This window comes from Devosia sp. 2618 (genome assembly GCF_040546815.1).
Taxonomy (GTDB): domain Bacteria; phylum Pseudomonadota; class Alphaproteobacteria; order Rhizobiales; family Devosiaceae; genus Devosia.
In genome coordinates, this window is record NZ_JBEPOO010000001.1 from 898,319 (window position 1) to 923,396 (window position 25,078).

The 25,078-nt window shown below is 61.4% G+C and carries 26 protein-coding genes; 19 read left to right on the forward strand and 7 right to left on the reverse strand.

The features are described 5' to 3' along the window. Window positions 1-23 precede the first annotated feature (23 nt). Both hflK and hflC read left to right on the forward strand, forming a co-directional pair. Window positions 24-1,133, forward strand: a complete 1,110-nt coding sequence (gene hflK / locus ABIE28_RS04475; RefSeq protein WP_354060518.1) for an FtsH protease activity modulator HflK — start codon at window positions 24-26, stop codon at window positions 1,131-1,133. Between the two features lie 3 nt (window positions 1,134-1,136). Then, on the forward strand, window positions 1,137-2,252 hold the full coding sequence (gene hflC / locus ABIE28_RS04480; protein ID WP_354060520.1) for a protease modulator HflC: 1,116 nt from the start codon (window positions 1,137-1,139) through the stop codon (window positions 2,250-2,252). A 242-nt stretch (window positions 2,253-2,494) separates the two neighbouring features. On the opposite strand, the gene serB is transcribed toward hflC, so the two are convergent. Further along, window positions 2,495-3,367, reverse strand: a complete 873-nt coding sequence (gene serB, locus ABIE28_RS04485; protein ID WP_354060521.1) for a phosphoserine phosphatase SerB — start codon at window positions 3,365-3,367, stop codon at window positions 2,495-2,497. Window positions 3,368-3,391: 24 nt separating this feature from the next. Here serB and miaA point away from each other — a divergent pair, with 24 nt between their 5' ends. Further along, on the forward strand, window positions 3,392-4,279 hold the full coding sequence (miaA, locus tag ABIE28_RS04490; RefSeq protein WP_354060523.1) for a tRNA (adenosine(37)-N6)-dimethylallyltransferase MiaA: 888 nt from the start codon (window positions 3,392-3,394) through the stop codon (window positions 4,277-4,279). Here miaA and ABIE28_RS04495 read toward each other — a convergent pair. After that, a complete protein-coding gene (locus tag ABIE28_RS04495) occupies window positions 4,276-5,691 on the reverse strand; it encodes an MATE family efflux transporter (RefSeq protein WP_354060525.1) in 1,416 nt (471 codons plus the stop codon). The two genes, miaA and ABIE28_RS04495, sit on opposite strands and share 4 nt — an antisense overlap. An 82-nt stretch (window positions 5,692-5,773) precedes the next feature. On the opposite strand from ABIE28_RS04495, the gene ABIE28_RS04500 reads away from it, so the two are divergent. From ABIE28_RS04500 to ABIE28_RS04515, 4 genes are all read left to right on the forward strand, one after another. Next, a complete protein-coding gene (locus tag ABIE28_RS04500) occupies window positions 5,774-6,142 on the forward strand; it encodes a DUF423 domain-containing protein (protein WP_354060527.1) in 369 nt (122 codons plus the stop codon). An 83-nt stretch (window positions 6,143-6,225) separates the two neighbouring features. Next, window positions 6,226-6,498: a YMGG-like glycine zipper-containing protein gene (locus tag ABIE28_RS04505; protein ID WP_354060529.1), complete on the forward strand. Its 273-nt coding sequence runs from the start codon at window positions 6,226-6,228 to the stop codon at window positions 6,496-6,498. Between the two features lie 289 nt (window positions 6,499-6,787). Continuing rightward, window positions 6,788-7,003: a cold-shock protein gene (locus ABIE28_RS04510; protein WP_354060531.1), complete on the forward strand. Its 216-nt coding sequence runs from the start codon at window positions 6,788-6,790 to the stop codon at window positions 7,001-7,003. A gap of 133 nt (window positions 7,004-7,136) precedes the next feature. Beyond that, window positions 7,137-7,601 carry an NUDIX hydrolase gene (locus tag ABIE28_RS04515; RefSeq protein ID WP_354060533.1) on the forward strand — a complete coding sequence of 155 codons (465 nt, stop codon included), beginning with the start codon at window positions 7,137-7,139 and terminating at the stop codon, window positions 7,599-7,601. A gap of 2 nt (window positions 7,602-7,603) precedes the next feature. Here ABIE28_RS04515 and ABIE28_RS04520 read toward each other — a convergent pair whose 3' ends face one another. Further along, window positions 7,604-9,106, reverse strand: a complete 1,503-nt coding sequence (locus tag ABIE28_RS04520) for an inorganic phosphate transporter (protein WP_354060535.1) — start codon at window positions 9,104-9,106, stop codon at window positions 7,604-7,606. Window positions 9,107-9,543: 437 nt separating this feature from the next. On the opposite strand from ABIE28_RS04520, the gene ABIE28_RS04525 reads away from it, so the two are divergent. From ABIE28_RS04525 to ABIE28_RS04540, 4 genes are all read left to right on the forward strand, one after another. Next, window positions 9,544-11,313, forward strand: a complete 1,770-nt coding sequence (locus tag ABIE28_RS04525) for an acetolactate synthase 3 large subunit (protein WP_354060537.1) — start codon at window positions 9,544-9,546, stop codon at window positions 11,311-11,313. Window positions 11,314-11,335: 22 nt separating this feature from the next. Beyond that, window positions 11,336-11,890 carry an acetolactate synthase small subunit gene (gene ilvN, locus ABIE28_RS04530; protein ID WP_354060539.1) on the forward strand — a complete coding sequence of 185 codons (555 nt, stop codon included), beginning with the start codon at window positions 11,336-11,338 and terminating at the stop codon, window positions 11,888-11,890. Window positions 11,891-11,893: 3 nt separating this feature from the next. Next, the gene (locus tag ABIE28_RS04535; RefSeq protein ID WP_354060541.1) at window positions 11,894-12,037 is read left to right on the forward strand and encodes a hypothetical protein; all 144 of its coding nucleotides are present in this window, start codon (window positions 11,894-11,896) and stop codon (window positions 12,035-12,037) included. 178 nt (window positions 12,038-12,215) lie between these two features. Continuing rightward, on the forward strand, window positions 12,216-12,959 hold the full coding sequence (locus ABIE28_RS04540; RefSeq protein WP_354060543.1) for a pyridoxine 5'-phosphate synthase: 744 nt from the start codon (window positions 12,216-12,218) through the stop codon (window positions 12,957-12,959). On the opposite strand, the gene ABIE28_RS04545 is transcribed toward ABIE28_RS04540, so the two are convergent. Continuing rightward, the gene (locus tag ABIE28_RS04545; RefSeq protein WP_354060545.1) at window positions 12,956-13,609 is read right to left on the reverse strand and encodes a TetR/AcrR family transcriptional regulator; all 654 of its coding nucleotides are present in this window, start codon (window positions 13,607-13,609) and stop codon (window positions 12,956-12,958) included. The two genes, ABIE28_RS04540 and ABIE28_RS04545, sit on opposite strands and share 4 nt — an antisense overlap. A 192-nt stretch (window positions 13,610-13,801) precedes the next feature. Here ABIE28_RS04545 and ABIE28_RS04550 point away from each other — a divergent pair, with 192 nt between their 5' ends. Then, window positions 13,802-15,004, forward strand: a complete 1,203-nt coding sequence (locus ABIE28_RS04550; protein WP_354060547.1) for a multidrug effflux MFS transporter — start codon at window positions 13,802-13,804, stop codon at window positions 15,002-15,004. A 37-nt stretch (window positions 15,005-15,041) separates the two neighbouring features. Here the strand turns inward: ABIE28_RS04550 and ABIE28_RS04555 are convergent, their stop codons facing one another. After that, window positions 15,042-15,368: a hypothetical protein gene (locus ABIE28_RS04555; protein ID WP_354060549.1), complete on the reverse strand. Its 327-nt coding sequence runs from the start codon at window positions 15,366-15,368 to the stop codon at window positions 15,042-15,044. Between the two features lie 324 nt (window positions 15,369-15,692). Here ABIE28_RS04555 and ABIE28_RS04560 point away from each other — a divergent pair, with 324 nt between their 5' ends. The 3 genes from ABIE28_RS04560 to ABIE28_RS04570 all read left to right on the forward strand — a co-directional run bounded on the left by ABIE28_RS04560 (window position 15,693) and on the right by ABIE28_RS04570 (window position 19,630). Continuing rightward, window positions 15,693-16,307, forward strand: coding sequence for an NADPH-dependent FMN reductase (locus ABIE28_RS04560; protein WP_354060551.1), 615 nt, complete (start codon window positions 15,693-15,695; stop codon window positions 16,305-16,307). A gap of 154 nt (window positions 16,308-16,461) precedes the next feature. Continuing rightward, window positions 16,462-18,396 (forward strand): potassium transporter Kup, encoded by a 1,935-nt coding sequence (locus tag ABIE28_RS04565; protein WP_502913359.1) that lies wholly within the window; start codon window positions 16,462-16,464, stop codon window positions 18,394-18,396. Between the two features lies 1 nt (window position 18,397). After that, the gene (locus ABIE28_RS04570; protein ID WP_354060553.1) at window positions 18,398-19,630 is read left to right on the forward strand and encodes an FAD-dependent oxidoreductase; all 1,233 of its coding nucleotides are present in this window, start codon (window positions 18,398-18,400) and stop codon (window positions 19,628-19,630) included. On the opposite strand, the gene ABIE28_RS04575 is transcribed toward ABIE28_RS04570, so the two are convergent. Both ABIE28_RS04575 and ABIE28_RS04580 read right to left on the reverse strand, forming a co-directional pair. Then, entirely contained in the window at window positions 19,631-20,059 is a 429-nt protein-coding gene (locus ABIE28_RS04575; protein WP_354060555.1) for a hypothetical protein, read from the reverse strand. Window positions 20,060-20,177: 118 nt separating this feature from the next. Beyond that, entirely contained in the window at window positions 20,178-21,308 is a 1,131-nt protein-coding gene (locus ABIE28_RS04580) for an NADH:flavin oxidoreductase/NADH oxidase (protein ID WP_354060557.1), read from the reverse strand. 189 nt (window positions 21,309-21,497) lie between these two features. On the opposite strand from ABIE28_RS04580, the gene ABIE28_RS04585 reads away from it, so the two are divergent. The 4 genes from ABIE28_RS04585 to ABIE28_RS04600 all read left to right on the forward strand — a co-directional run bounded on the left by ABIE28_RS04585 (window position 21,498) and on the right by ABIE28_RS04600 (window position 25,077). Next, entirely contained in the window at window positions 21,498-22,403 is a 906-nt protein-coding gene (locus ABIE28_RS04585; protein WP_354060559.1) for a hypothetical protein, read from the forward strand. Window positions 22,404-22,474: 71 nt separating this feature from the next. Continuing rightward, on the forward strand, window positions 22,475-22,861 hold the full coding sequence (locus tag ABIE28_RS04590; RefSeq protein ID WP_354060561.1) for a hypothetical protein: 387 nt from the start codon (window positions 22,475-22,477) through the stop codon (window positions 22,859-22,861). Between the two features lie 47 nt (window positions 22,862-22,908). Continuing rightward, complete coding sequence (locus tag ABIE28_RS04595) at window positions 22,909-23,433, forward strand: YcnI family copper-binding membrane protein (protein ID WP_354060562.1); 525 nt, start codon at window positions 22,909-22,911, stop codon at window positions 23,431-23,433. A 57-nt stretch (window positions 23,434-23,490) separates the two neighbouring features. Next, window positions 23,491-25,077 (forward strand): copper resistance CopC/CopD family protein, encoded by a 1,587-nt coding sequence (locus tag ABIE28_RS04600; protein ID WP_354060563.1) that lies wholly within the window; start codon window positions 23,491-23,493, stop codon window positions 25,075-25,077. Window position 25,078: the final 1 nt, after the last annotated feature.

Genomic DNA, 25,078 nt, shown 5'->3' on the forward strand with positions numbered 1-25,078 from the left:
CGTAATTATTCGAAAGGGACGCAATGCCGTGGGAGAATAACGGAGGCGGGGGTGGCCGCAGCAATAATGGCGGCCCCTGGGGTCAAGCCCCAGGCGGTGGTGGCGGCGGCGGTGGTCCGCGTCGTCCAGGTGGCGGTAACACGCCCAACCTCGAAGATATTCTCAATCGTGGCCGCGACCAGTTCAAGGGCGGTGTTCCCGGCGGACGCTGGGCGATTATCGGTGGCGTTCTCGCCCTGATCGCATTCTGGGGCGTCAATTCGGTTTACACGATCAATCCTCAGGAAGTCGGCGTCGAACTGCGCTTCGGTGCACCAAAGCCAGAACTCTCAGGCCCAGGCCTGCACTTCCTGCTGTGGCCAATCGATACCGTCGAGCGTGCAACTACAACCGTGAACCAGACCCAGATCGGCGCAGCCAATGCGACCGGCGGGCGTAACACTGCCGGTACAGGCGATGGCCTGATGCTTTCGGGCGATCAGAACATCGTCAATGTGCAGTTCTCGGTGTTCTGGGCAATCAACGATCCAGTCGCCTATTTGTTCAATGTGCGCGATCAGGAATCCATGGTTCGCTACGCTGCCGAAAGCGCCATGCGCGAAGTGGTCGGCCGTCGTCCCGCACAGGACATCTACAGTGATGATCGTAGCGGCATTTCCCGCGAAGTGCTCGCCATCACCCAGGCAACGCTCGAAAGCTACGGCCTTGGCGTTCAGGTCAGCCAAGTGCTGATCGAAAACGCTGGTCCGCCAGCTGAAGTTATCGATGCCTTCAACGAAGTGCAGCGTGCCCGTCAGGACGAAACCCGTCTGCAGGAAGAAGCACGTTCCTATGCCAATACCCTTCTGGGTGATGCGCGTGGTCGCGCCGCGGCTCTGCGTGAAGATGCTGCTGCTTACACCAACCGCGTGGTGCAGGAAGCAACCGGTGAGGCCCAGCGCTTCAACGCCGTTTATGCCGAATACGTCAACTCGCCTGAAGTGACCCGCAAGCGCATGTTCCTCGAGACCATGGAACAAGTGCTGGCAAGCTCCGAAAAGGTGCTGATCGAAAACGGTGCAGGACAGGGTGTCGTTCCCTATCTGCCGCTGCCCGAACTGCGCCCCGGCGCACCCACCACGACGGGGAACTAAGCCATGAACAATCGCCTCATTATCATCGGCGTCGTTATCCTCGCCGCTCTCTATGTGTTCTTCTCGTCGATCTATATCGTCAACGAGCGCGAACAGGCCATTGTCATGCGCTTTGGCCAGATCACCGACGTTCGCACCGAACCCGGTGTGTATTTCAAGATCCCGACCGACATCGTCGACAGCGTCCAGATCATCGAAGATCGTCTGCTCCGCTACGACATCGCCAATATGCGCGTTCAGGTTTCGGGCAACGCCTTCTACCAGGTGGATGCTTTCCTGACCTACCGCATCTCCGATGCCCGTCGCTTCCGCGAACGTGCAACGGGTCAGCTGTCAGTCGCTGAAGCCCGTATCGGCGCCAGCCTCGATGCTGCCCTGCGTCAGGTCTATGGTCTGCGTGAATTCAACGCCGCCCTGTCTGATCAGCGCCAGCAGATGATGCAGGAAACCCGCGACCTCATCCGTCCGGACCTTGCAGAACTGGGCATCGACGTCGTCGACGTTCGTATCCTGCGCACCGACCTTGACGCAGACGTTTCGGCCACGACCTTCGAGCGTATGCGCGCCGAACGTCTTGCTGAAGCTGCACTGCTGCGCGCTCGTGGTCAGGAGCAGGCTCAGTCCCTCCGCGCTATCGCCGACCGTCAGGCCGTCGAAATCGTGGCTGCTGCAACGCGTGACGCGGAAATTATCCGTGGTACGGGTGATGCCGAGCGTAACCGTCTGTTCGCCGCGGCCTATGGCCAGGACGAAGAGTTCTTCGAGTTCTATCGCTCGATGGAATCCTACCGTGCGGCTCTCGTGAACACCGGCACCACCATGATGCTGTCGCCGGATAGCGAGTTCTTCAAGTACTTTGGCTCCAACGGCTCGATCCCTGCCGCCAATCCCAATCTGGCGACACCGATCCAGCCAACCGCAACGCCAATCACGGCACCTGTCTCCAACGGGCCTGCGCTCGATGGCCTCGGGATCGAGGAAAGCACCGTCCCAAGCATTACGCTGGAAGACGGTTCGGAACTCGCGCCAACTGTTGGGACGGACGTGCCGGAGCCAGCCGCAGTTGACGGTGCTCCAGCAGCGCCCGCTGCAGAACCAGCCGCTGCGCCAGCGCAGTAAGCGGACTGCCAGAAACACGAAAGCCGGCGCCCAGCGCCGGCTTTTTTCGTTTGGCAGCCCTTCTTCACCTCTCCCTTCGGGGGAGAGGTCGGCGCGTAGCGACGGGTGAGGGGGCTTTCCTGCAAATGGCAACGACCACCATGATGTCATTCCTGCGAAAGCGGGAATCTCACGTCATTGATGCGCGAATAGGGGGATTCCCGCTTTCGCAGGAATGACGCGGTGGCTGGGGGCAGGCGAGCTTACCGAACGATATCTTCGTCCGTGAACCCCTGCAGATAGAGCAACGCCGTTAGATCACCGTGATCGATCCGGATACCTGCCTCAGCCGCAACGGCTGGCTTGGCATGGAGCGCGACGCCGAAGCCGGCGATGCGGATCATATCGAGGTCGTTGGCGCCATCACCGACGGCAATGGTCTGACTAAGCGGCACATTGCGCTCGGCAGCCAGAGCAGTCAGGCGCTCGCGCTTGGTGTTCTTGTCGACGATGGGCTTGGTCACGGTGCCGGTGAGCTGGTCGCCGTCAAATTCGAGCACATTGGCGATGGCTTCGTGGAAGCCGATACGCTTGCCGAAATAGTCCGCGAAGAAGGTGAAGCCGCCCGAGACCAGCGAAGTGTAGGCGCCATATTCCTTCATGGTCTGGATCAGGGCGCGGCCGCCGGGGGCCAGCGTGATGTTTTCGCGGCGCACTTCTTCGATGACCTTGCGTTCCAGCCCCTTGAGCAGGGCGACGCGCGTGTCGAGGGCTTCGCCAAAATCGAGTTCACCGCGCATGGCGCGTTCGGTGATTTCGGCCACCTTGTCCTTGATGCCGAGAGCATCGGCCAGCTCGTCGATGCATTCCTCGTTGATCATGGTGGAATCCATGTCAGCGACGAGGATCTGCTTGCGGCGGTTTGCCGTTGGCACCAATGCCGCGTCGACGCGGCGCGATCCGATGATCTCCCGCGCTGTTTGCAGCGCCTCGGTTGACTTCGGTTCGATGATCTCGCAGGCAATGGAGTGATTGAGCCAGTTGAGTTCGCCACCGGTTTGCCGCACTACGGCTTCCGCCAGCGTGGGGTCCAGTTCGGATTCGGTGGGATTGGCGATAAGGCAGAGAACGGGCATGGGGTCTTCTCAAAGGAGGAATGCGTGACAAGCCGCAGGCGCGTCGTCCTGATAGCGGGTCCAACTGCCAGCGGCAAGTCGGCGCTGGCGCTTGTTCTTGCCCAGCAGCAGGACGGCACTATCATCAATGCCGATGCCATGCAGATTTATGACACGCTGCGCGTCGTCACGGCGCGCCCGAGCGAGGATGAGACTTCGCTGGCGGATCACCGGCTCTATGGCACGGTTCCGGCATCGGTGCGCTTTTCGACCGGGCAGTGGCTGTCGGCCGTGCGCGCTGAGATGGAGAGCATCGATCCATCCCGGCCGCTGATTTTCGTTGGCGGAACAGGGCTCTACTTCGACTCCCTGCTCAATGGATTCGCCGACATTCCCGAAGTGCCCGCTGAAGTGACGCTTCAAGTTCAACAAGAGATTCAAGACCTCGATGGCGCGCAGCGGCTGGCCTTGTTGCGTCAGGAAGATGCTGTGACGGCAGAGCGCCTCAAGGTTGCTGACCCACAGCGGTTGACGCGGGCGCTGGCCGTCAAGCGCGCCACGGGGCGGACGCTATCGAGTTTTCAGGACAGTCCGCAGGCGGGGTTGCTCGATGGGTTCGACATTGACCGCATGGTGCTGGACCCCGATCGCGCTGTGCTGCGCACGCGGATCGCGCTGCGATTCGAGCAGATGTTTTCCGGTGGGGCAGTCGATGAAGTGCGGGCCTTGCGCGCGCTGGACATTGACCCGGCACTGCCGGTGATGAAGGCCATCGGCGTGCGCGAGATCGGCGATTGGCTCGATGGGGTGCAAGGCCGCGACGAGGCGATTACGCTCGCGACCATCGCGACCCATCAATATGCCAAGCGTCAACGGACATGGTTTCGTAACCGGTTCGCCGACTGGCCGCGGCGGGGAATCGCCGGGGCCTAACTGCGTGGCTGCAACAGCCCGAGGCGTTCGCGCATGGCGAAGCGGATGACCAGCACGACGGCAACGAAGGCGAGACCCGCTGCCAGCCCTATCCAGATGCCCACGCCGCGCCAGCCGACGACCAGACCCAGCACATAGGCGATGGGCAGGCCGACGGCCCAATAGCCAAAGATCGCCAGAAACATCGGGATCTTGGTGTCACTCAGTCCACGCAGGGAGTGGGCGGCCACGACCTGCGCACCGTCAACCAGTTGGAACACACCTGCAACGATCAGGAAGCTTGCGGCCAGTGCCAGCGAGTTGGCGTTTTCCGGGACACGCGGATCAAGGAAGAAGGTGACGATAACCGGACCGAGCGTCAGGAACAGCAGGCAGGACAGCGTCATGAACGCCGCGCCCAGCGCGAACGCCGTCCAGCCCGCCTTGCGGACGGCTTCCATATCGCCACGACCATAGGCCATGCCGACGCGCACCGTGGCCGCTATGCCCAGCCCCAGGGGCACCATGAAGGCCATGGAGGCGCATTGCAGTGCAATGGCGTGTGCGGCGACCTCGTCGGTGCCCAGCCTGCCCATGAGCAGCGCTGCCGCGGTGAACAGCCCAACCTCGGCTACCACGGTCAGCCCGATTGGGGTGCCGATGCGGAAGATTTCGCGGAAGCGCGGCCAGTCGGGCTTCCAGAAGCGCATCAACACGTTAAAGCGCTTGAAGCGCCGTTGCCGCGTCACATAGGCGACCATCATCACCAGCATGGCAATGTTAGTCACAAGTGTTGCGATAGCAGCGCCGCGCAGTTCGAGGCGCGGAAAGCCGAAATGACCAAAGATCAGCACATAGGCGAGGGCGGCATTGAGCACCACGCCAGCCACGGTGATGACAAGGATGACCCGCGTGGCGTCGAAAGCAGACAGCAGCGAGCGGAACGCAATGATGCCAAGCGCCGGGAACAGCGACCATGCCGCGATCTGGATGAACTGTTCGGCCATATCGGTGGCCTGCGGGTCCTGGCCCAGTGCAATGTAGATCGGCTTGATCTGCAGAACGATGGGCACCAGCACGATGGCGAGTGCAATCGCGGCCCAGCAACCCTGCCGCACGATGCGCCGCACCGCCTTGATATTGCGCGAGCCACGCGCCTGCGCCACGAGCGGCGCGACCGCGCCGACAATGCCAATGCCGCCGACGAGGAATGGCATGAGGAATGTCGTCGCCAGCGTGCCGGCAGCGAGATAGCTCGAGCCAAGCCAGCCGAGCAAGATGACGTCGGTGGTGTGCAGGGCGTTCTGCGCCAACTGCGCGATGACAAGGGGCCAGGCCAGCGCAAAGGTGGCGCGCAATTCGGCGCCCCAGCCGCTCGACGTCGAAATGCCGCTATCGGCTGCGTTGGCCGCAACCGTGACTTGCTCGCTCATATCAAAATGTCCTACTCGCGAGACCTGCTCTAGATGAAACTGGCAATCAGCGGAAGAGGGCGGCACGGCGGGGCGTCATGCAATGGCAATTGAGAATGGTTTGATGCGGCGGGTGACTTTGGCGGCGGCAGGCCTGGCCGGTGCGGTCGGCGTGATGGCGGCTGCGGCGGGTTCGCATAGCGGTGAATCGCGCAACCTGTCGGCCATCGCGATGATCTGCCTGGCTCATGGCCCAGTGCTGCTGGCGCTGGCCTTGGCAGGACGCGGGCGCGTGCTGCAGGTTGCGGCCGGGCTCATTGCCCTCGGTACGTTGGTCTTTGCTGGCGACCTTGGCATCAGGGAGTGGCTTGGCCATGGCGCGTTCCCCGGCGCGGCCCCGATCGGTGGTGTCGGGATGATCGGCGGGTGGCTCACCATCATCGTTGCGGCCTTCGTCACACGCGACGGTTGAAAGTTTCAAGTTTGTTAAAATTTCGCTGGAACCAAACTGTCGCCGCGCGCATTTTAGGCACGATAGTTCCTGGAGGGTATCCAATGCATAAGTTTCTGATCATCGCCGCCACTGCTCTTTCGCTCGCAGCTTGCACCACCACCCAGCAGGGTGCTGTGGTTGGCGCCGGTACCGGCGCAGTTATCGGTGGCCTCGCCAGCGGTAACATCGTTGGCGCAGCAGTTGGCGCGGGTGTGGGCGGCGTCGTTGGCGCAGCAGCTGGTAACGTGCTCGGTCGCGTTCCAAACAGCAACAACATCTGCATCTACCAGCGTCCAAACGGCAGCCAGTATCGCGATACCTGCCCACGCGGCTAATGAATACCTAGTTGCAGCATCGCCCCATGCTGCACGCGCCATTCGGCGCTTGGCACTCGGTCCGGAGTCCCTCCTGGATCGGGTGCTATTTCTTGCGCAGGATTCGCCTTGAGTTTCCAAAAAAGTGTCGCCATATTTTTGTATGACGACACTATCTCGCGCTACCTGATCTGCCGGCCACACGCCGGAAATTTGGCTACTCCTGATCGGTGAATCGTTTAGGCCGGGTCCCTATCCCGTTTTTAACTCGTAGCCGTTCATGCGGCGACCACTTGTGAGGATCAAGTTCATGGCTACCATCACCGGTACTGTAAAATTCTTCAACACGACCAAGGGCTTCGGCTTCATCTCGCCAGAAAATGGTGAGAAGGATGCATTTGTGCACATCTCTGCAGTGCAGCGCTCTGGCCTGCAGTCGCTCTATGAGGGCGACAAGGTGACTTATGAGCTCGAAACCGGCCGTGACGGGAAGGTTTCGGCGACCAATTTGACACTGCTGGGCTGATTGCAGTTCGAGAATTTGTGAGGGCCCTACGGGCCCTTTTTTGTTGGCATCTGAGCCCTAGCGCCGATGTCGCGTCGACTCTGGCGCGATGCCTGTGCGAAGGTGCGCCGACAAAGACATCGGAGGCCGGCCCATGCTGCGCGAATTTTTGAGCAATTGGAGCCCACGCGTCGAAACCACGCCGGGGCTGCGCCAGTCTGGCGCGCTACCCTATTCGATTGTCGATGGCCGGGTCGTTTTCCTGCTGATCACTTCACGGCGCACCGGGCGCTGGATTTTCCCCAAGGGCGACATCGAGATCGGCATGACCGCCTGGGAAAGCGCGGCGCAGGAAGCTCTTGAGGAAGCTGGCGTGACCGGTGAGATCAGTAGCGAGCCAGTCGGCAGCTACCGCTCCGGCGCCAGCGCTGACGGCTCAAGCCTGATTGATGTCGATCTTTATCCGCTGCGGGTCGAAACCCAGCTCGACGTCTGGCAGGAAATGGACCAGCGCCTGCGCCATTGGGCGGTTTTGCCCGAAGCGCGCCGTCTGCTCAATGACGGCGCGCTGTCGCGGATTGCGGTAAAACTCGGAACGCAGCTGTGCTCTACCCGCTGATCCTAGAAGCTGATCAGCAGGTTCAGGACCCAGAACAGCGCTGCTGCCAGCAGAGCTGAGGCTGGCACGGTGATCACCCATGCCGCAGCAATGCTGGTGACGTGCTGACGGCGAACCAGCTTGCGGCGATCGGTCTTGCGTTCCTTGGACAGGGCAGCTTCGGGCGTCGCGTTTAGCGTCGCGGGGTCGAGGTGCTTGGCGTGAATGGGCACGGCGGAAAATTCGAGATCGCGGCGCGAGTAGAATTCACGCAGGAAGCCAACGCCAAAGATGGCGCCTACGGCAATATGGGTCGATGACACTGGCAGGCCCAGTGCCGAAGCAACCAGCACCGTCACTGCCGCAGACAGCGCCACGCAATAGGCCCGCACTTCGTTGAGCTTGGTAATCTGTTCGCCGACCGTACGGATCAGGCGGGGGCCGAACAGCGCCAGGCCTAGCGAAATGCCGACGCCACCGATGGCCAGAACCCAGAATGGCAGGGTGAGACCCGATGCTTCCATATGGCCGGACTGCAGCGTGCTGACGATCGCTGCAAACGGGCCGATGGCATTCGCAACGTCATTGGCGCCATGCGCAAAAGAGAGCAACGCTGCAGCGACGACGAGCGGCAGGCGGAACAGCGTCGAGACATGCTTGTTGCGATTTTCCATGCCGATGGACTGGAAGCGAACCAGTGGCATGGCGCCGATCCATCCCAGAGCGGCGAAGACGACGCCGAGGATGATCACGGTCAAAAGGCTCGGCGACCACATGCGGCTCAGGCCTTTGGTCGCGATGTACATGGCGAAGATGCCTGTCATGGCCGAAACCAAAATGGGTACCCAGATGCGCGCCGCCGAAACCTTGTCGATGCGATCGGTAATGGTGTGCTTGGTGAAAGAGAGCAGGGCAGCGGCGGCAGCGGCGCCGAGCACTGGTGAGATGACCCAGCTGGCGGCAATCGAACCGATCATCGGCCAGGCAACGCTGGCAAAACCTGCCGCGGCGATACCGGCGCCAACAACACCACCCACAACGGCGTGGGTGGTTGAAACAGGGGCGCCGATATAGGTGGCTAGATTGACCCAAAGGGCGGACGCCAAGAGGGCCGCCATCATCAACAAAACGAAGGCATTGCTGTCAATCGCGTCGCCGACGAGCAAATCGCGCGCAACGGTATTGACCACGTCGCCACCCGCCAGAATGGCGCCAGCAGCTTCAAAAATAGCGGCGATGATCAGCGCACCACCCATGGTGAGTGCCTTGGAACCCACAGCCGGGCCCATATTGTTGGCAACGTCGTTGGCGCCGACATTGAGTGCCATGTAACCGGCGATAACCGCCGCGATGACGACGATGTAGGTCATCGGCCCGTCGGCGACGGCGAAACTCGCCCAGACCGCAGCCACCAACAGGAACACCAGCGCAATGCCGGGCGCTGCCAGCGAGCGCGCTAGATCATGGGTGGCGTGCTCGAGGCCGGATACGCGCTTGAGGTCTTTGTCGAGGGCACTCTGGGACATGCGTCATCAAACCGTCAAAAATCTCTTTGGCGGGGCAATAGCATTGTCTGCCGCCACGGCGAGAAGTTTTGCGGTCGCATGCGCCCAATTAGCGGGTTTTCCGCTGATTAGTTGCCTCTCGGTTCGTTTCCCGGCGGGCTGGGCCCTGTTTTTGTGTGTGACGATCACCCACAAATCCTGCTGCGCTTCGCTTCGTAGCCTGCAGGTCTTGACTCGTTCGGGCGAATGAACCTATCAATGCCACCACAATTTTAAGGAGAGGTCCCGTGCGGGCACTCATTCTCGTAGTACGCAGGCGCATCGGCAACGTGGGATAAAATCCCGCGCGATAGCTGGTGCGCCGAAAACAAGGTCCCGAACGGGGCCTTTTTTATTGCCCGGTTTTCGACGCTACGAGATTGGGCTCCCAGATTTGGACTTTAGGGAAGGACTACACGATGGCCGAAAAGATGACCGGCGCGGAAATGGTGATACAGGCGCTGACCGATCAGGGCGTCGAGCATATTTTCGGGTATCCCGGTGGCGCAGCGCTGCCGATCTATGACGCGATGTTCCAGCAGGACAAGGTGCAGCACATTCTGGTGCGGCATGAGCAGGGCGCAACCCACATGGCCGAAGGCTATGCGCGCTCGACCGGCAAGCCCGGCGTGGTTCTCGTGACCTCCGGCCCCGGCGCAACCAATGCGGTGACCGGCCTCACCGATGCGCTGATGGATTCCATTCCCATGGTCTGCATCACCGCGCAGGTGCCGACGACGCTGATTGGCTCGGACGCGTTCCAGGAATGCGACACTGTCGGCATCACGCGTAGCTGCACCAAGTACAATTATCTGGTGAAGCGCGTGGAAGACCTGCCGCGCATCATGCATGAGGCCTTCCTCATCGCGACGACCGGCCGTCCCGGCCCTGTGGTGATCGATATTCCAAAGGATGTGCAGTTCGCGCTCGGCGAATATTACATGCCTGACCTCGATACCCTGCGTCACCAGAGCTACCGCCCACAGATGGACGGCGATGCCGCTGCCATCGAAGCCGCTGTCGATCTGATGCTCAAGGCTGAACGTCCGATCTTTTACACCGGCGGCGGCGTGATCAATGCCGGGCCGGAAGCGTCTGAGCACCTGCGTGAATTGGCTGCGCTGACCGGCTTCCCCGTGACCTCGACCCTGATGGGCCTGGGTGCTTTCCCCGCATCCAATCCACAGTGGATGGGCATGCTGGGCATGCACGGCACCTACGAGGCCAACCTGGCGATGCATGACTGCGACGTCATGATCAACATTGGCGCGCGTTTCGATGACCGTATCACCGGCCGCATCGATGCCTTCTCGCCCAATAGCCGCAAGATCCATGTCGATATCGACCCGTCCTCGATCAACAAGGTCGTGCGCGTTGACGTGCCGATCATCGGCGATTGCTCGCGCGTGCTGGCCGAAATGGTCCGCATCTGGCGCAGCAAGACCAATCAGCCTCGCACCGAGGCCATCGCGCCATGGTGGGGCCAGATCGAGAAGTGGCGTGCGGTCAATTCGCTCGGCTACAAAAACTCGGAAACCACTATCAAGCCGCAATACGCGATCGAGCGTCTCTATGAGATGAGCAAGAAGCAGGGCAAGGAGGTGTTCATCACCACCGAAGTGGGCCAGCACCAGATGTGGGCTGCCCAGCACTTCCATTTCGACAAGCCAAACCACTGGATGACCTCCGGCGGTCTGGGCACGATGGGTTATGGTCTGCCGGCTGCCGTTGGCGTGCAGGTGGCGCATCCCGATGCGCTGGTGATCGACATTGCCGGCGAAGCCTCGGTGCAGATGACGATGCAGGAAATCTCGACGGCGGTGCAGTATCGCCTGCCGATCAAGATCTTCATTCTCAACAATGAACGCATGGGCATGGTGCGCCAGTGGCAGGACCTGCTGCATGGCAGCCGCTACGCGCATTCCTATTCGGAATCGCTGCCCGATTTCGTCAAGCTGGCCGAGGCCTATGGCGGCAAGGGCATCCGTTGCGAGAATCCGGCTGAGCTGGACGCGGCGATTGCCGAGATGTTCGATTATGACGGCCCGGTCCTGTTCGACGTCATCGTCGAGAAGGACGAGAACTGCCTGCCGATGATCCCATCAGGCAAGCCGCACAACGAGATCATCCTGCCCGACACCGCCAATATCGGGGACATCATTGACGAGAAGGGACGGCAGCTGGTTTAGGCCGCTGTTGAGGACAACAGATATGAACGCACATTTGCAGCCGACTGGCTCGGCCTATTTCCTGACCAAGGAAACCCAGGAAATCGAACGTCACACCCTGTCGGTTCTGGTCGACAACGAGCCTGGAATCCTGGCTCGAGTGGTTGGCCTGTTTTCGGCGCGCGGCTACAACATTGAAAGCCTGACCGTCAGTGAGACCGAACACGGCCGTCGACTTAGTCGCATCACCGTTGTCGTTATCGCCACGCCCAAGACCCTGACGCAGATCAAGCTGCAGCTTGAGCGCCTGGTGCCGGTGCACAAGGTGCATGACCTGACCGCTGAGGGCGCGTCCATTGAGCGTGAGCTGGCCCTGATCAAGGTTGCCGGTTCCGGCGATCATCGCGCCGAGACGCTCCGTCTCGCCGATGCGTTCCGCGCGCATATCGTGGACGCGACTGTCGAGAGTTTCGTGTTTGAAGTGACCGGCAAGCCCGACAAGATCGACAGCTTCATCGCCCTGATGCAGCCGCTGGGTCTGGTTGAAGTGGTCCGCACCGGCCTCGCGGCCATCTCGCGCGGCAATAAGGGTATGTAATCCATGCGCATCGGCTGCCTCCACACCGCGCAGAGCAATGTCGCGGTGCTGGAGCGCGCCGCGGCGAGCCTTGAAATAGGCTCGCTTGCGTCACGATATCTGGCTCGCCCGGAGCTGCTTGCAGCCGTCGGGCGGGCCGAGGAATGACCATAGGCACTGCCGTTGCAACGGTCGCGGCGATGGATGAACTGGCGCACGATTGCGACGCAGTTCGGCCTCACGGAAGCCGTTGCGCAAATCCGTTGATCGCTGCCATCACAAGGTTGGATTGGGCGGCGGCGAATTGATGGTGTATGGGTCGGCATCTGTTCGTTCTGGTGCCGCCATGACCCTGCTTTCCGTGAACCTCAATGCCGTCGCTCAGTTGCGCAATCGCCGTGATTTGCCCTGGCCTAGTGTCGTGGGCATGGCGCGGGTTGTGCTCGACGCCGGCGCGAGCGGCATCACCATCCATCCGCGTCCGGATGAGCGCCATATCCGCCGCAGCGATGTGTTCGATCTGGCAACGCTTCTGCGCGAGGAATACCCAGAAGCCGAGTTCAATATCGAAGGCTATCCGAGCGATGACTTTTTCGACCTGATCGAAGCGGTCAATCCTGCCCAGGTGACGTTGGTGCCCGATGATCCGGCGCAGGCGACTTCCGACCACGGCTGGGACTTTGCCGGCAATGGCAATTTCCTGACCTCGGTGGTGCAACGCCTCAAGGCGCCCAATCGTCGGATTTCGCTATTCAGCGATCCAGACGCGGGCGCTGCGGGCGCTTCCGCTGCGAAGGCCACGGGCGCTGACCGTATCGAGCTTTACACCGGCCCTTATGGTGGTTGCTATGATGACGCGGAGCGCGCTGCAGTCGAGTTGGCCGCACTCGCCGATACCGCCAAGGCGGCCCATGCCGTCGGTCTTGGTGTTAATGCCGGCCACGATCTGACGCTGGCCAATCTGCCAGCCTTCCAGGCGGCGGTTCCGGGCGTCGAAGAGGCCTCAATCGGTCATGGCCTGACGGCTGATGCGTTGCTGATGGGCTTTGCCGAGGCTGTTCGTCAGTACCGGGCCGTCCTCGACAACTAACGCTGCCGGGCACCAAAGGCGCGGAGGAAGGTCTTTACCCCAGCGGTCGACGCTTCGCGCAGTGAATGATCGCTCGGCGGCTGGCATGGCCCGGCGTCCAGACGCACGTCGGCATTGATCAGCGCCACGAACTGCCGTGTGGCAAGGCTGGCGTCGTCGATGTCGAGATAGCCATTGCGCGCCAGTTTGTCGAAACATGCAGCGATCACCGGCCAGTCCTGGCCGGGGCCATAGGCCTTCCAGGTCGCATAGAATTCGGGATAGCGCTTGGCCTCGCGCTCCATCAGCATGGCCAAGGCCCGGCCGTCGATATCGCACATGCAGCGGCCGACCAGCCGCACGCCAAAATCGATCAGCGCTGCCTCGATGTCATCGGGCTTGTCGGGGAAGGTGGCGATCACCGCCATCAACAGCGCGCTTGAGCGGGCGCTGACATCCTCGACCACAGCCACGAGCAACTGATCCTTGTCGCCGAGTTGATTGTAGACCGTCTGGCGCGACACACCGGCCTCGATGGCGATGGCGTCGATGCTGATCCCGGCAAATCCATCGCGCACAAAGGCGCGCTTGGCCGCATCAATGATGGCGGCGCGCTTGGTCAGCGCTTTGGGAAGGGCAGGGGCGGACGGCGCAAAATCGGTGTCACTCATTGTCCATCCTATATACACGTTCCCATCAATTTTACAACATTGTCCAAATTATTGGGCGATCACGCTTGACTGATTTTACACAGATGTCCAATATGCTGACATTGGCTGCCCGCTCCTCCGGCTCGCGCCGATTTCAGACTTCAGCATATTGCGATCCAGCGCCGTGGCGCGGGTCGATGAGGTATTCGCAAAATGAACACTCCCCTCCTGCGCGCCGCGCTGGTGCTCGGCCTGCTATCGGCGGTCGGTCCCTTCGCTATCGACATGTATCTTCCGGCGCTGCCCGCCATCGGCCTTGATCTGCAGGCCGACACGGCAGGCGTCCAGGCCAGCCTGATGGCCTTCATGGCCGCCATCGCGGTCTGCCAACTGTTCTACGGCCCGATCAGCGACATGGTCGGCCGCAAGCCGCCGCTCTATTTCGGCATGGCCATCTTCATCATCGGCGGTATTGGCTCGGCCATGGCGCCCAGCATCGAATGGCTGATTTTTGCCCGCTTCGTACAGGGCGTCGGTGCTTGCGCCGCCATGGCGCTGCCCCGCGCTATCGTTCGCGACGGCTATTCCGGCCCCGACGCGGCGCAATTGCAGAGCCTTCTGATGCTCGTTTTCTCCGTCTCGCCAATTCTGGCACCGCTGGCCGGTAGCCTGATCGTGCAATTTGGCGGCTGGCGCGACATTTTCTGGGTCATCGTCGGCATTGGCGTGCTCGGCGTTGTGCTCGTCACCTTCGCGCTCAAGGAGACCCGTCCAAAGCATGCCCGCCTCGACAGCAATCTCGGCTCAGCGCTGCGTGGCTATGGCGTTCTGCTGCGCGACCGCAACTTCCTTGGCCTCTCGATGATCGGCGCCTTCGGCATGTCGAGCTTTATGGCCTATCTGGCCAACTCGTCGTTCATTCTGATCGATCACTACGGCCTCAACCCGACGTTTTACAGCATCATGTTCTCGATCAACGCCGTGTCTTTCATCGGGGTGTCGCAGCTGACCGGCGTTCTGACCCGCCGCTATGGCCTCAATGCGGTGGTGCGTGCTGCCGTCAATGGCTTTGTCGTCACCATGCTGGCACTGTTTGCGGTGTTCATGCTGGGCATTGACCGGCTGGACGTGTTGGCCGTGCTGCTGTTCATCGGCTACGGCTTTCTGGGTCTCGTGATCCCGACCACGGCTGTGCTGGCGCTGGAGGAACATGGCGCGATTGCCGGCACCGCATCGGCCCTGATGGGCACGCTGCAGCTGGTGACGGCGGCCATCGTCATGGGTGTGGTTGGCAGCTTCTTTGATGGCACCGCGCGGCCGATGGTGATCGGCATTGCGGTCTGTGCGGTGGTGGCGTTCGCGCTGACGCGCCTCACCATCAAACGGGCGTCGCTGGCTACAGCAGCAGCCGAATAGAGTTGAGGCGCCGGTCACCCGGCGCCTCTTTTTTCAATCAGTCAGTGTAGTTGAACACCGCAAGCTCGCAGACATTGTTGTCGTATTTGATCAGCTCATCGCCATCCTCGAACACCGCGAGGAAGTCGTATTTGCAATAGCCGGTGCCGTCGTCGATATTGATGACGACGCTATTGCCGGCTGGCAGTACGTTCTTGCCCAGGATATCTTCTTCCCAGGATTTGCTGCCCTTGTTGGACGCATAGAACTCGACGATTTTATAGGATGTGTTGTTGTTGATCGTCACGCGACGGTCCAACGCTGCGGCGTTTGTAACGCCCATAGCCAGCGCGGCCAGCGCGAACGCTGCCGATAACTTCTTCATAACGTCCCTCAATGTAGCGGTACCCTCACCGCATGAAGCCCCCCAGCTCCCCACTTCGACGGCCGATACTTGTGGCGCGAAGAAGTGCGTACATTTTTATTGTAGCGCAGCAGCGAACAGTCCGTCATCAGGGAGAATGCTGTTGCCCAGAAATTTCATTTCCAGCGCCTCGGCGCACCTGAAATTCCCAGGTCTGACCGATGCTTACATTTTTGTACCCTAGGTATCAGCTTGTGCCTGCGACACATAAAGTTGCCCTCTTGTGACTCGGTCCAATAGGCACATATATCGCCTCAGTTACGATTTGTTACCTAGGAGGGCGTCATGTCCAAACTCAAGATTGCCGTTATCATTTCCTCGACCCGCCCAACCCGTTTTGGCGAAATCCCAGCCAAGTGGATCCTGGAAAAGGCCAATGCCCGTCCTGAAATTCAGGCCGAAATCGTCGACATTCGCGACTATGACCTGCCATTCTTTGACGAAGCCGCGTCCAACGCGTGGATGCCTTCGGCCAACCAGAATGCCGTAAAGTGGCAGAACAAGATCAGCGAATTCGATGGCTATATCTTTGTGACCGCTGAATATAACCGCTCGATCACCGGCGCTCTCAAGAACGCGCTCGATCAGGCCTATACCAACTGGAACAAGAAGCCCTTCAGCGCTGTCGGTTACGGCACTGTCGGCGGTGCCCGTGCCGTTGAGCACCTGCGCACTATCGGCGTTGAGCTGCAGATGGTCCCGACTCGTTCGGCTGTTCACATCGGCGGCGCAGACTTTGCAGCCGTTCACCCCGGTTTTGGCGGCACCAAGTCGCTCAATGACCTGGAAGCTTCGATCGGCAACTCCGCCAAGGACATGCTGGACCAGCTGATCTGGTGGGGTAATGCAACCAAGGCTGCGCGCGCTGAAGACGCTGCAGAAGCCAAGGCCGCCGAATAAGTCTTACGAAGACCTCCATACCTTCGTTTACCAGCAGGGGCTGTTCCGCAAGGAACAGCCCCTGTTGCTTTGAACCATTGTTATTGCAGTGAGTTGTATGTCACCCTAGGCGGGTGTATAGCGGCGCCGCCTTTGACCAGAGAGCACAAGGTTTATGACGCAGACGAGCGCAGCCGGCAGCCCTAATGCCGGTGTCGATGCGAGCGACCTCACCAGCCACTCCCATTCCAAGAAACAATTCCCTCTTTTGATGATGGGCGCCCTCGGCGTCGTCTATGGCGATATCGGAACAAGCCCGATCTACGCCTTCCGCGAGGCCATGCATATTCGGCCGGACGCCTCATCGACCCACAACGAGATCCTCGGCCTGCTATCGCTGATCATTTGGGCGCTGACGCTGACGGTCACGATCAAGTACGTGTTCTTCGTTACGCGCGCCGACAATAATGGCGAAGGCGGCACGCTGTCGCTGATGGCGCTGGCCCGCAAGACTTTCACCAATCCGCCGGCCTGGATCACCGTCATGGGTGTGATGGGTGCCGCCATGTTTTTTGGCGACGCGATCATCACGCCTGCCATGTCGGTGCTATCGGCTGTCGAGGGCGTCAAGCTTGTGGCGCCCGATCTGGCGCGCTGGGTGGTGCCGATCACCCTGGTGATCATCGTCGGCATCTTCTTCGTGCAACGCTTTGGCACGGCCAAGGTGTCGATTGTTTTCGGCCCGATTACCGGGCTCTGGTTCCTGGTACTGGGCTTTTCGGGGCTGGTGCACATCATCCAGTATCCGGCCGTGCTCTGGGCCATCAATCCGTTTCTTGGTCTCGAATTCGTCGCCACGCATATGAGCCTCGCCTTCGTCGTGGTCGGCGCCATCTTTTTGGCCGTCACTGGTGCCGAAGCGCTTTACGTCGATCTGGGCCATTTCGGCCGCAAGCCGATCGTCATCGTGTGGTTCGCGCTGGTTTTCCCATGCCTGTTGCTGAATTATTTCGGGCAGGGCGCCTTCGTGCTCCAGATGGGGCCGGAGAATGTTGAGAGCCCGTTCTTTGAGATGCAACCGGATTGGGCCATCGGTCCATTCGTGGCGCTCGCGACGGCGGCCACCATCATTGCCAGCCAGGCCGTGATCTCGGGCACCTATAGCCTTGCCCAGCAGGCCATCGCGCTCAACATGCTGCCCCGCATGATGGTCCTGCACACCTCGGCAACCCAGAGCGGCCAGATCTACATGCCGCAGATCAATTCCATGCTGATGGTTGGCGTGCTGCTGCTGGTGCTGATGTTCGGTAGTTCCAGCGCACTGTCCCACGCCTACGGTATCGCGGTGTCTGGCGTCATGATCATGACGCTGGCGCTTTTGGTGGTGGTCATGTGGCGCAACTGGAAGTGGCATCCGGTGGCGGTCATCGCCTTTGGCATGATCTTTGCGATCATCGACGGCGGCTTCTTTATCGCCAATGCGGCCAAGCTGCTGCAGGGTGGCTGGGTGCCGGCCGTGGTGGCTTTCGTGGTCGCCATGACGATGTGGGCCTGGATGGCTGGCCGTCAGCGCCTGTCTGACAAGACCCGCCGCGACGAGGTGCCATTGCAGTTCCTGGTCGATAACCTGTCCAAGAAGAAACCGACGCTGGTGCCGGGCACAGCCGTGTTCCTTACCAGCGATATCGAGGGCGCACCGACGGCGCTGCTGCACAGCCTCAAGCACTATAAAGTGCTGCACGAGCAGAACGTGATCCTCACCGTCCGCACCTCGCCATCGCCGCGCGTGCCGGACGATGAGAAGGTGACCATCGACGCCTACAACGAGCTGTTCAGCCGCGTGGTCGTCACCTTCGGCTATATGGAAAGTCCCAATATTCCGAAGGCTTTGATGCTGGCGCGCAAGCTGGGTTGGAAGTTCGACATCATGTCGACCTCGTTCTTCCTGTCGCGGCGCTCGCTCAAGCTTGGCCCCAAGGTGGGTAGCCCATTCCGCTATTGGCAGGACCGCTTGTTTACGCGCCTGGCGCGCAACGCCAGCGACGCGACGGAATATTTCCATATTCCGACCGGCCGCGTGGTGGAGATCGGCACGCAGGTGGTTCTCTAGCTTGGCGGCAGGCAAATCCATCGCCGTCTGCGGCGCCGGCCCAGCTGGGCTGGCGACCGCGCTCTATATGCGGCGGCTTGGCCTTGACGTCACCATCCTCGAACGGTTCGACGAACCTCGCCCCGTCGGCTCAGGACTGATCCTGCAGCCAACCGGGCAGGCGGTGTTGCACGATCTGGGCCTGTTCGACGCCATCCGGGCGTTGGGCGCGCCGATCGACCGGCTGCACGGCTCTGATTCCCGCAGTGGGCGCGTGGTTCTGGATGTTCGTTATGACAGCCTGCCCAAGGGTGGACGCGGTCTCGGCATTCATCGCGCGGCGCTGTTTGGCGTGCTGCATGATGAAGTGCTGCGCGCCGGGATTCCGATCAGGACCAGCCAGGATATTCGACAGGTGCGCCAGGCAGCCGACGGCAAGCGTTACCTCGTGCGCGCCGATGGTACTGAATGCGAGCAGTTCGATCTGGTGGTCGACTGCCTCGGCGCCAGTTCCCCGCTCAAGCCGCTGTCGCATGGGCCAGGCAAAGGCAAAAGCCTGCCGTTCGGCGCGATCTGGGGCACTTTGCCCTGGCACGGTGACGGATTTGACGAAGCGGCCCTGACGCAGCGCTATCGCCGTGCCAGCGTGATGATCGGCGTGCTGCCGATTGGTCGGGCAGCGCCGGACGGTCCCAAGCGCGCGGCGTTTTTCTGGAGCCTCAAGCCCGACGACTACGTCGCCGTGCAGCGCGATGGTCTGGAAAGCTGGAAACAGACCGTGCTCGGCCATTGGCCCGAGGCGCAACCCTATCTTGATGCCGTGGATGATTTTTCGGTGCTGACGCTGGCGCGTTATGCGCATCACACGATGAGCAAGCCAGTCGGCGATGGCATTGCCTATGTCGGCGATAGCGCCCATTCGGCCAGCCCGCAATTGGGGCAGGGCGCCAATATGGCGCTGCTCGATGCGCGGGCGCTCTATCTCGCGCTGCGCGATCACCCTGAAGACAGCACCAAGGCGCTGAACCATTATGCCAGGCTGCGGCGCGGCCATGTCCGGCTTTATCAGGCGCTGAGCGCCGCGTTCACGCCGTTCTATCAGTCCGATAGCCGGGCGCTGCCGCTGATCCGTGACGTGTTCGTGTCGGTATTGGCCCGCATTCCACCAGCGCCGCAGATTTTGGCCGCGCTGGTCTCGGGTTCGCTCCTGTCGCCGGTGCGGCGGCTGGAACTGGAAAAGCCCCCGCGCGTCTGACTATTTGATCATGTCGGGGCAGACATAGGGCACTTCGGCGACGGCAAACCGCTGTTCCTGCACGTCCTTGCCGAGTTTGAGATTGAGCACCAGTTCGGTGTCGCTGATGCTGGCAATATCGGCATTGATGGTCATGCCATCTTCATCCCAGCTGATCGCGCTATCGGAAACCTGCTGCCACTTGGAGAGGCGATAGGTTTCCCAGCAGGAGTCGGTCACCAGCGTGCCATCGCCGAGAAAAATCTGCATCGGGCCGGGTAGGGATGGATCAGCGTCCGAGCGAACCCAGACCTTGTTGAGCAGCGGGTTGTCGCTCTCGACAGCGTCATCGCTGGCTTCGGAACTCTCTTGTGCATTGGCTGGCAAGGTGGCGCATACGCCGACGCCCCAAACACTCATAAGGGCAAGGATTGCGGCCTTGGTATCCATCGAATATCTCCATGTTCGAAGCGCCAGTCTGCATTGCATGCCTGTAGCACCGATTTGGCCCATCAATCGCGGCAAATTTGCGTTGCCGCGATGATGGTTTGGCGAAACGTGATGGTCGTCAGGCGGTTTTGAAGTGGCGATGGCCGAGCGCGCGGTCGCGTTCGCGGACCCGAGCGGTCTGCTTGGGCCAGAGACTATAGTCCTCGGCGCCCAGCGCGTGACGGGCATGAACCGGCCAGTTTGGCTCGTCGAGCGCACCACGGGCGAGGGCGATAAAGTCGGCATGACCGTCTGCCACAATCGCCTCGGCGCGCAGCACATCGCCGAGCAGGCCAACCGCCATGCTGGGCAGGCCGCCCTCCTTGCGCACGGCCGTGGCGAGCGCCACCTGATATTCGGGACCGACCGGCACGACAGCGCCTTCAAAGCCGCCGCTCGACGCATCGATGGCGTCGACGCCGCGTGTCTTGAGTTCGCGGGTCAGGGCAACGCTGTCCTCGACCGACCAGCCTTCTGGGTGCCAATCGGTGATCGACAGGCGCACTACCAATGGCTTGTCCTCAGGCCAAACGGCGCGGACCGCATCGACCACTTCGAGCAGGAGCCGCATCCGGTTTTCGCGACTGCCGCCATATTGGTCGGTGCGCTTGTTGGCGAGCGGCGACAGGAACTGGTTCAACAGATAGCCATGTGCCGCGTGGATTTCGACGGTATCGAAGCCCGCCTTGTCGGCACGAATGGCGGATGCGACGAACGCGTCGATGACATTGCGGATGCCGGCTTCATCGAGCGCCTCTGGCGCGGTGAAGTTCTTGCCCTCGGCATGGATGACGGCGCTCGGCGCCACAGGCGTCCAGCTTTCAAAATGCAGCGCGGCTTTTTCGGCGTCGGTTTCGTCAAAGCCATTGCGCCATGGAACCGGCGTCGCGGCCTTGCGCCCGGCATGGGCCAGCTGAATACCGGCTGCCGCGCCCTGGCTGTGCAGGAAATCGACGATGCGGGCGAAGGGGGCGATCTGCTCGTCCTTCCACAGGCCGAGATCGGCATAGCTGATGCGCCCTTCGGCAACCACAGCGGTCGCTTCAAGGATCACCAGACCAAAACCGCCAATGGCGAAGCGTCCGAGATGGGCAAAGTGCCAGTCATTGGCAAAGCCGTCCTGCGCCGAATACTGGCACATCGGCGCAACTACCGTTCGGTTGCGCAGCGTCAGGCCGCGCAGGGTGATGGGGGAAAACAGCTGGGACATGGGAAGGCTCTTTGTGTGTCTGTGCCGGAGGAGGCGCATGCATACATGCATTCTCCGCACTCCATCGGCAAGTGCCGATGAATGAAAGCTCTGTTGCGTTCACCGCATGGTGAGTGAGCAACGACGGCGCAGGATTGGTTTCGTAAACCTTCACGCGGTAGTTTCCCGCCCGTAAACGAGGACGACCGCATGAAGATCACGCTCGATCTGGACGCATTGGTAGCCAATGGCAAGCTGACGACAGCCGATGCCGAACGGCTCAAGGGCTATGCCGCCGAAGACACCGGCGCATTGGGCACCAATGTTTTCCTGGCGCTCGGCGCTGCCGTCGTGGCGGCCGGCGTGGGCGTGCTCGTCCCAACCATGGAGACGGCTATTGCCATCGGCGTCTTGCTGACCGGGATCGGCCTATGGCTGCGCATCGCGCGCGTCGAGCGCTGGGCCCTGTTCGGCCAGATCGTGCTGATCATTGGCGTTCTGGCCTTTGTCGGTGGCGTTGGTGCCTTGTTCGGCGAGCTGATCTGGGTGCGCGCCTTGCTGACCATCGGATTGGCGGTGGCCGCGGTCGGCGCGCGATCCGGCATGCTGGCGGCGCTGGCCGTGCTGGCCTTTGCGGCCTCGATCATCATCAATCCCGATCTGGATTCGGCGCAGTATCTGACGATCTCCATCGTCATCCTCGCAGCGCTGGTGCTGGGCCTCTACATTCTCTCGCTGCGCCTGCCGCATGCTTATGAGCGGTTGGCAATCATCGCCATGCGGACGGCTATCCTGCTTGTGAACGTGGCGTTCTTTCTCGGTTCGCTCTTGGGCGATAGTTCGCTCGGCCTCTCCAGCGTGTTCTTCAGCATTGCCTGGGCCCTTGCCATGGCCGCCTTTGCCATCTGGGCGGTGTTTGCCAACCGGCGCTGGGTCGTCAACACCATGGCCGTTTTCGGCGCGATCCACTTCTTCACGCAGTGGTTTTCGGCGCTTGGTGCACAGCCGTTGTCGATCCTTGGCGGTGGTTTGCTGCTGATCGCATTCGGGCTTGGGCTCGCCTGGTTCAATCGCTGGGTGGGTATTCGCAAGGAAGCGCAGCGCGCGGCGACATAAAGCTGCGACATTTGTGGACTTGAAGCGGCTGCGCGCGACCTTTAGAGCCTAGAGCCAAGGGGAAGTGCTTTATGCCGTTTCGGTCACGAGGGATCGCCAAGGAGATGGGCACCGCGTTTGCGGTTCTGGCCATCTATGTCTTTACGCTCCTCGCGCCCCTGCATCACGCTGCTGCCCAGCAGCGCGACTTTGCTACCCTTGGCTACGAAACCCTCACCTCATGGTCGATTTGCGCCAACCTGACGCAAAATGACTTTGGCGATCAGACGGTCACCGCATCCAAATGCGCGGCCGCCGGCATTGCCAAGAACGACTTCGTGGCGACTGCGCCAGCGTCCATTGACCTGCCGATCATCCGGATCGTCGAGCGCGTCGCCTATTTTACCCCAAGTGTGCGGCCGCCGCAGACGGTCGAAGCCCATATCGGGCAGGCGCGAGCGCCACCAGTGATGGTTTGATCGCAGCTTTCGCTGCCTCTCAAACCCATTCAATCACTGGAATAATCATGATCCGTTTTCTCTCCTGCGCCGCCATGGCCGTCGCAACTGTCGCTGCCCTTTCCGTCCCTGCCTTCGCCCATGTCACGCTCGAAGTGCAGCAGGCCAATATCGGCTCGACCTACAAGGCCGTGGTCCGCGTTCCGCATGGTTGCGGCACCGAGGCGACCAATGTCGTCCGTATCCAGATCCCCGAAGGCTTTTTTGCCGTCAAGCCGATGCCCAAGGCCGGCTGGGACCTCGAAGTCGTTACCGGGCCCTACAAGAACGCCTATGACAATCACGGCGCGGCCGTGACTGAAGGTGTCACCGAAATCGTCTGGTCCGGCGGTGATCTGCCCGACGCGTTCTACGACGAGTTCGTGTTCCGCGGCACCTTTGCCGCGTCGCTTGCGCCGGGCAAGTTCTACTTCCCGACCATTCAGGAATGCGCCAGCGCCGAAGAAGCTTGGATCGACGTGACCGGGTCGGACGCTGCTGACATGCCAGCGCCGAGCCTTGAGCTGGTGCCAGCCAAGGGCGCCGGTCACTAAGTCTGCCGGGGCGCGGGAGACCGCGCCTCATTTTCCTTCTCAGATGACGAGGGCGAAATGCGCAGAGCTTTCACGCGCTATTGTCTGGTTGCCATGCTGGGCCTGCTCCTCGCAACGCTCCCGGCCGCAACCGCATGGGCCCACGCCCAACTGCTATCGACCGACCCGACCGAAAACGCGGTGCTCGACGCTGCGCCCGAAGCATTGCGACTGCATTTCAACGAGCCCGTCACCGCCTTGGCGATCCGCCTGATCGACAAGGACGGCGTGGCCACGGATCTCCTGGAGCAAACCACCAGCGGCGAGACGGTCGCGGTTTCCGTTCCCGACGCTTTGGCCGACGGCACGCAGGTGCTGAGCTGGCGCGTCGTCTCCACCGACGGTCACCCCATCGCGGGGTCGCTGATCTTTTCGGTCGGCATGGTCACCGGCGCCAGCGTCGTCGCGACAGGGACCGACCAAGCCGTCGCCGTGGCGCTCTGGACCGGCAAACTCGTCCTGTTCATCGCGCTATTTGTCGGCGTCGGCGGCGCGGTGTTTTCGGCAGCGGCGACACTTCCACCGGCAGCGCATCGAACTGCCCTTGTCTTATCAGTCATTGGCATCGTGGTCGCACCCGTGACACTTGGCTTGCAGGGTCTCGATGCCTTGGGCCTGCCGCTCACATCGCTGTTTGATCTCGCCACATGGAGGGCTGGGCTATCGACCAGCTATGGCAACACCGCCATCGCCGCGACCTTGGCCTTTGCATTGGCTGTGCTTGCCCTCGCCGTGCGGCCATCTCGCACGCTCGCCATTCTGGCCGGTCTTGTCGCAGCCCTCTCCATCGCTCTTAGCGGCCACGCCAGCGCCGCCAACCCGCAATGGCTGACACGCCCTGCCGTGTTCCTCCACATCGCCGGACTGCTATTCTGGATCGGCGCGCTGTTGCCTTTGTGGCTCCTGCTCCGCACCCAGTCCGCCGATGCCAGCCGCGCGCTGGCTAACTTCTCCCGCGCCGTGCCCTTCGCCGTTGCCGCCATCGTGGTGTCAGGCATCGCCCTCGGCATCATCCAGATGGGCGCTCCGGGCCCGCAATGGCTGTCCGCCTATGGCATCATTCTCGCCATCAAGCTTGGCCTCCTGGTCATCCTCTTCGCGCTTGCCTTGTGGAACCGGCTCTCGCTGACCACCCCCGCCTTGGCCGGAGAGGTCAAAGCGCAAACCCGCCTCCGCCAGTCCATCGGTGTCGAACTCGCACTCGTCCTGATCATCCTTGCTCTGGTCGCCGGTTGGCGCTTCACCCCGCCACCGCGCGCGCTGGCGGTAGTCGTTGAAGCCGCCGAGCCGATCTATGGCCACGTCATGGACGACGAGCACATGGCGATGCTCACCATCACGCCGGGTCAGGCCGGCCCGACCATCATCGAGATCATCCTCACCGACTTCGAGGGCGAACTGCTGACGCCACTCAGCGTGGACGTCACCTTCTCCCAACCCGATCTCGGCATCGAACCCTTCACGCGCCCCGCAGTCGAAAGCGAGGGCCTATGGCTGATCCAAGACCTGACCATACCCGTCCCCGGCACCTGGCTCGTCGACCTCAACATCCGCGCCAGCCGGTTCGAGTTGTTCAAGATGGAGGGCGAGGTGGATGTGCCTTAGT

What these genes read in the sequence shown, in the direction of transcription:
- ABIE28_RS04595 (WP_354060562.1), top strand. Translation starts at nt 22,909, where the DNA reads ATGATCCGTTTTCTCTCCTGCGCCGCCATGGCCGTCGCAACTGTCGCT.
- ABIE28_RS04510 (WP_354060531.1), top strand. Translation starts at nt 6,788, where the DNA reads ATGGCTACCATCACCGGTACTGTAAAATTCTTCAACACGACCAAGGGC.
- ABIE28_RS04600 (WP_354060563.1), top strand. Translation starts at nt 23,491, where the DNA reads ATGCGCAGAGCTTTCACGCGCTATTGTCTGGTTGCCATGCTGGGCCTG.
- hflK (WP_354060518.1), top strand. Translation starts at nt 24, where the DNA reads ATGCCGTGGGAGAATAACGGAGGCGGGGGTGGCCGCAGCAATAATGGC.
- ABIE28_RS04565 (WP_502913359.1), top strand. Translation starts at nt 16,462, where the DNA reads ATGACGCAGACGAGCGCAGCCGGCAGCCCTAATGCCGGTGTCGATGCG.
- ABIE28_RS04525 (WP_354060537.1), top strand. Translation starts at nt 9,544, where the DNA reads ATGGCCGAAAAGATGACCGGCGCGGAAATGGTGATACAGGCGCTGACC.
- ABIE28_RS04580 (WP_354060557.1), bottom strand. Translation starts at nt 21,308, where the DNA reads ATGTCCCAGCTGTTTTCCCCCATCACCCTGCGCGGCCTGACGCTGCGC.
- ABIE28_RS04555 (WP_354060549.1), bottom strand. Translation starts at nt 15,368, where the DNA reads ATGAAGAAGTTATCGGCAGCGTTCGCGCTGGCCGCGCTGGCTATGGGC.
- ilvN (WP_354060539.1), top strand. Translation starts at nt 11,336, where the DNA reads ATGAACGCACATTTGCAGCCGACTGGCTCGGCCTATTTCCTGACCAAG.
- ABIE28_RS04585 (WP_354060559.1), top strand. Translation starts at nt 21,498, where the DNA reads ATGAAGATCACGCTCGATCTGGACGCATTGGTAGCCAATGGCAAGCTG.
- ABIE28_RS04550 (WP_354060547.1), top strand. Translation starts at nt 13,802, where the DNA reads ATGAACACTCCCCTCCTGCGCGCCGCGCTGGTGCTCGGCCTGCTATCG.
- ABIE28_RS04495 (WP_354060525.1), bottom strand. Translation starts at nt 5,691, where the DNA reads ATGAGCGAGCAAGTCACGGTTGCGGCCAACGCAGCCGATAGCGGCATT.
- ABIE28_RS04535 (WP_354060541.1), top strand. Translation starts at nt 11,894, where the DNA reads ATGCGCATCGGCTGCCTCCACACCGCGCAGAGCAATGTCGCGGTGCTG.
- ABIE28_RS04575 (WP_354060555.1), bottom strand. Translation starts at nt 20,059, where the DNA reads ATGGATACCAAGGCCGCAATCCTTGCCCTTATGAGTGTTTGGGGCGTC.
- ABIE28_RS04505 (WP_354060529.1), top strand. Translation starts at nt 6,226, where the DNA reads ATGCATAAGTTTCTGATCATCGCCGCCACTGCTCTTTCGCTCGCAGCT.
- ABIE28_RS04515 (WP_354060533.1), top strand. Translation starts at nt 7,137, where the DNA reads ATGCTGCGCGAATTTTTGAGCAATTGGAGCCCACGCGTCGAAACCACG.
- ABIE28_RS04590 (WP_354060561.1), top strand. Translation starts at nt 22,475, where the DNA reads ATGCCGTTTCGGTCACGAGGGATCGCCAAGGAGATGGGCACCGCGTTT.
- ABIE28_RS04545 (WP_354060545.1), bottom strand. Translation starts at nt 13,609, where the DNA reads ATGAGTGACACCGATTTTGCGCCGTCCGCCCCTGCCCTTCCCAAAGCG.
- ABIE28_RS04560 (WP_354060551.1), top strand. Translation starts at nt 15,693, where the DNA reads ATGTCCAAACTCAAGATTGCCGTTATCATTTCCTCGACCCGCCCAACC.
- ABIE28_RS04520 (WP_354060535.1), bottom strand. Translation starts at nt 9,106, where the DNA reads ATGTCCCAGAGTGCCCTCGACAAAGACCTCAAGCGCGTATCCGGCCTC.
- ABIE28_RS04540 (WP_354060543.1), top strand. Translation starts at nt 12,216, where the DNA reads ATGACCCTGCTTTCCGTGAACCTCAATGCCGTCGCTCAGTTGCGCAAT.
- ABIE28_RS04500 (WP_354060527.1), top strand. Translation starts at nt 5,774, where the DNA reads ATGGCAATTGAGAATGGTTTGATGCGGCGGGTGACTTTGGCGGCGGCA.
- hflC (WP_354060520.1), top strand. Translation starts at nt 1,137, where the DNA reads ATGAACAATCGCCTCATTATCATCGGCGTCGTTATCCTCGCCGCTCTC.
- serB (WP_354060521.1), bottom strand. Translation starts at nt 3,367, where the DNA reads ATGCCCGTTCTCTGCCTTATCGCCAATCCCACCGAATCCGAACTGGAC.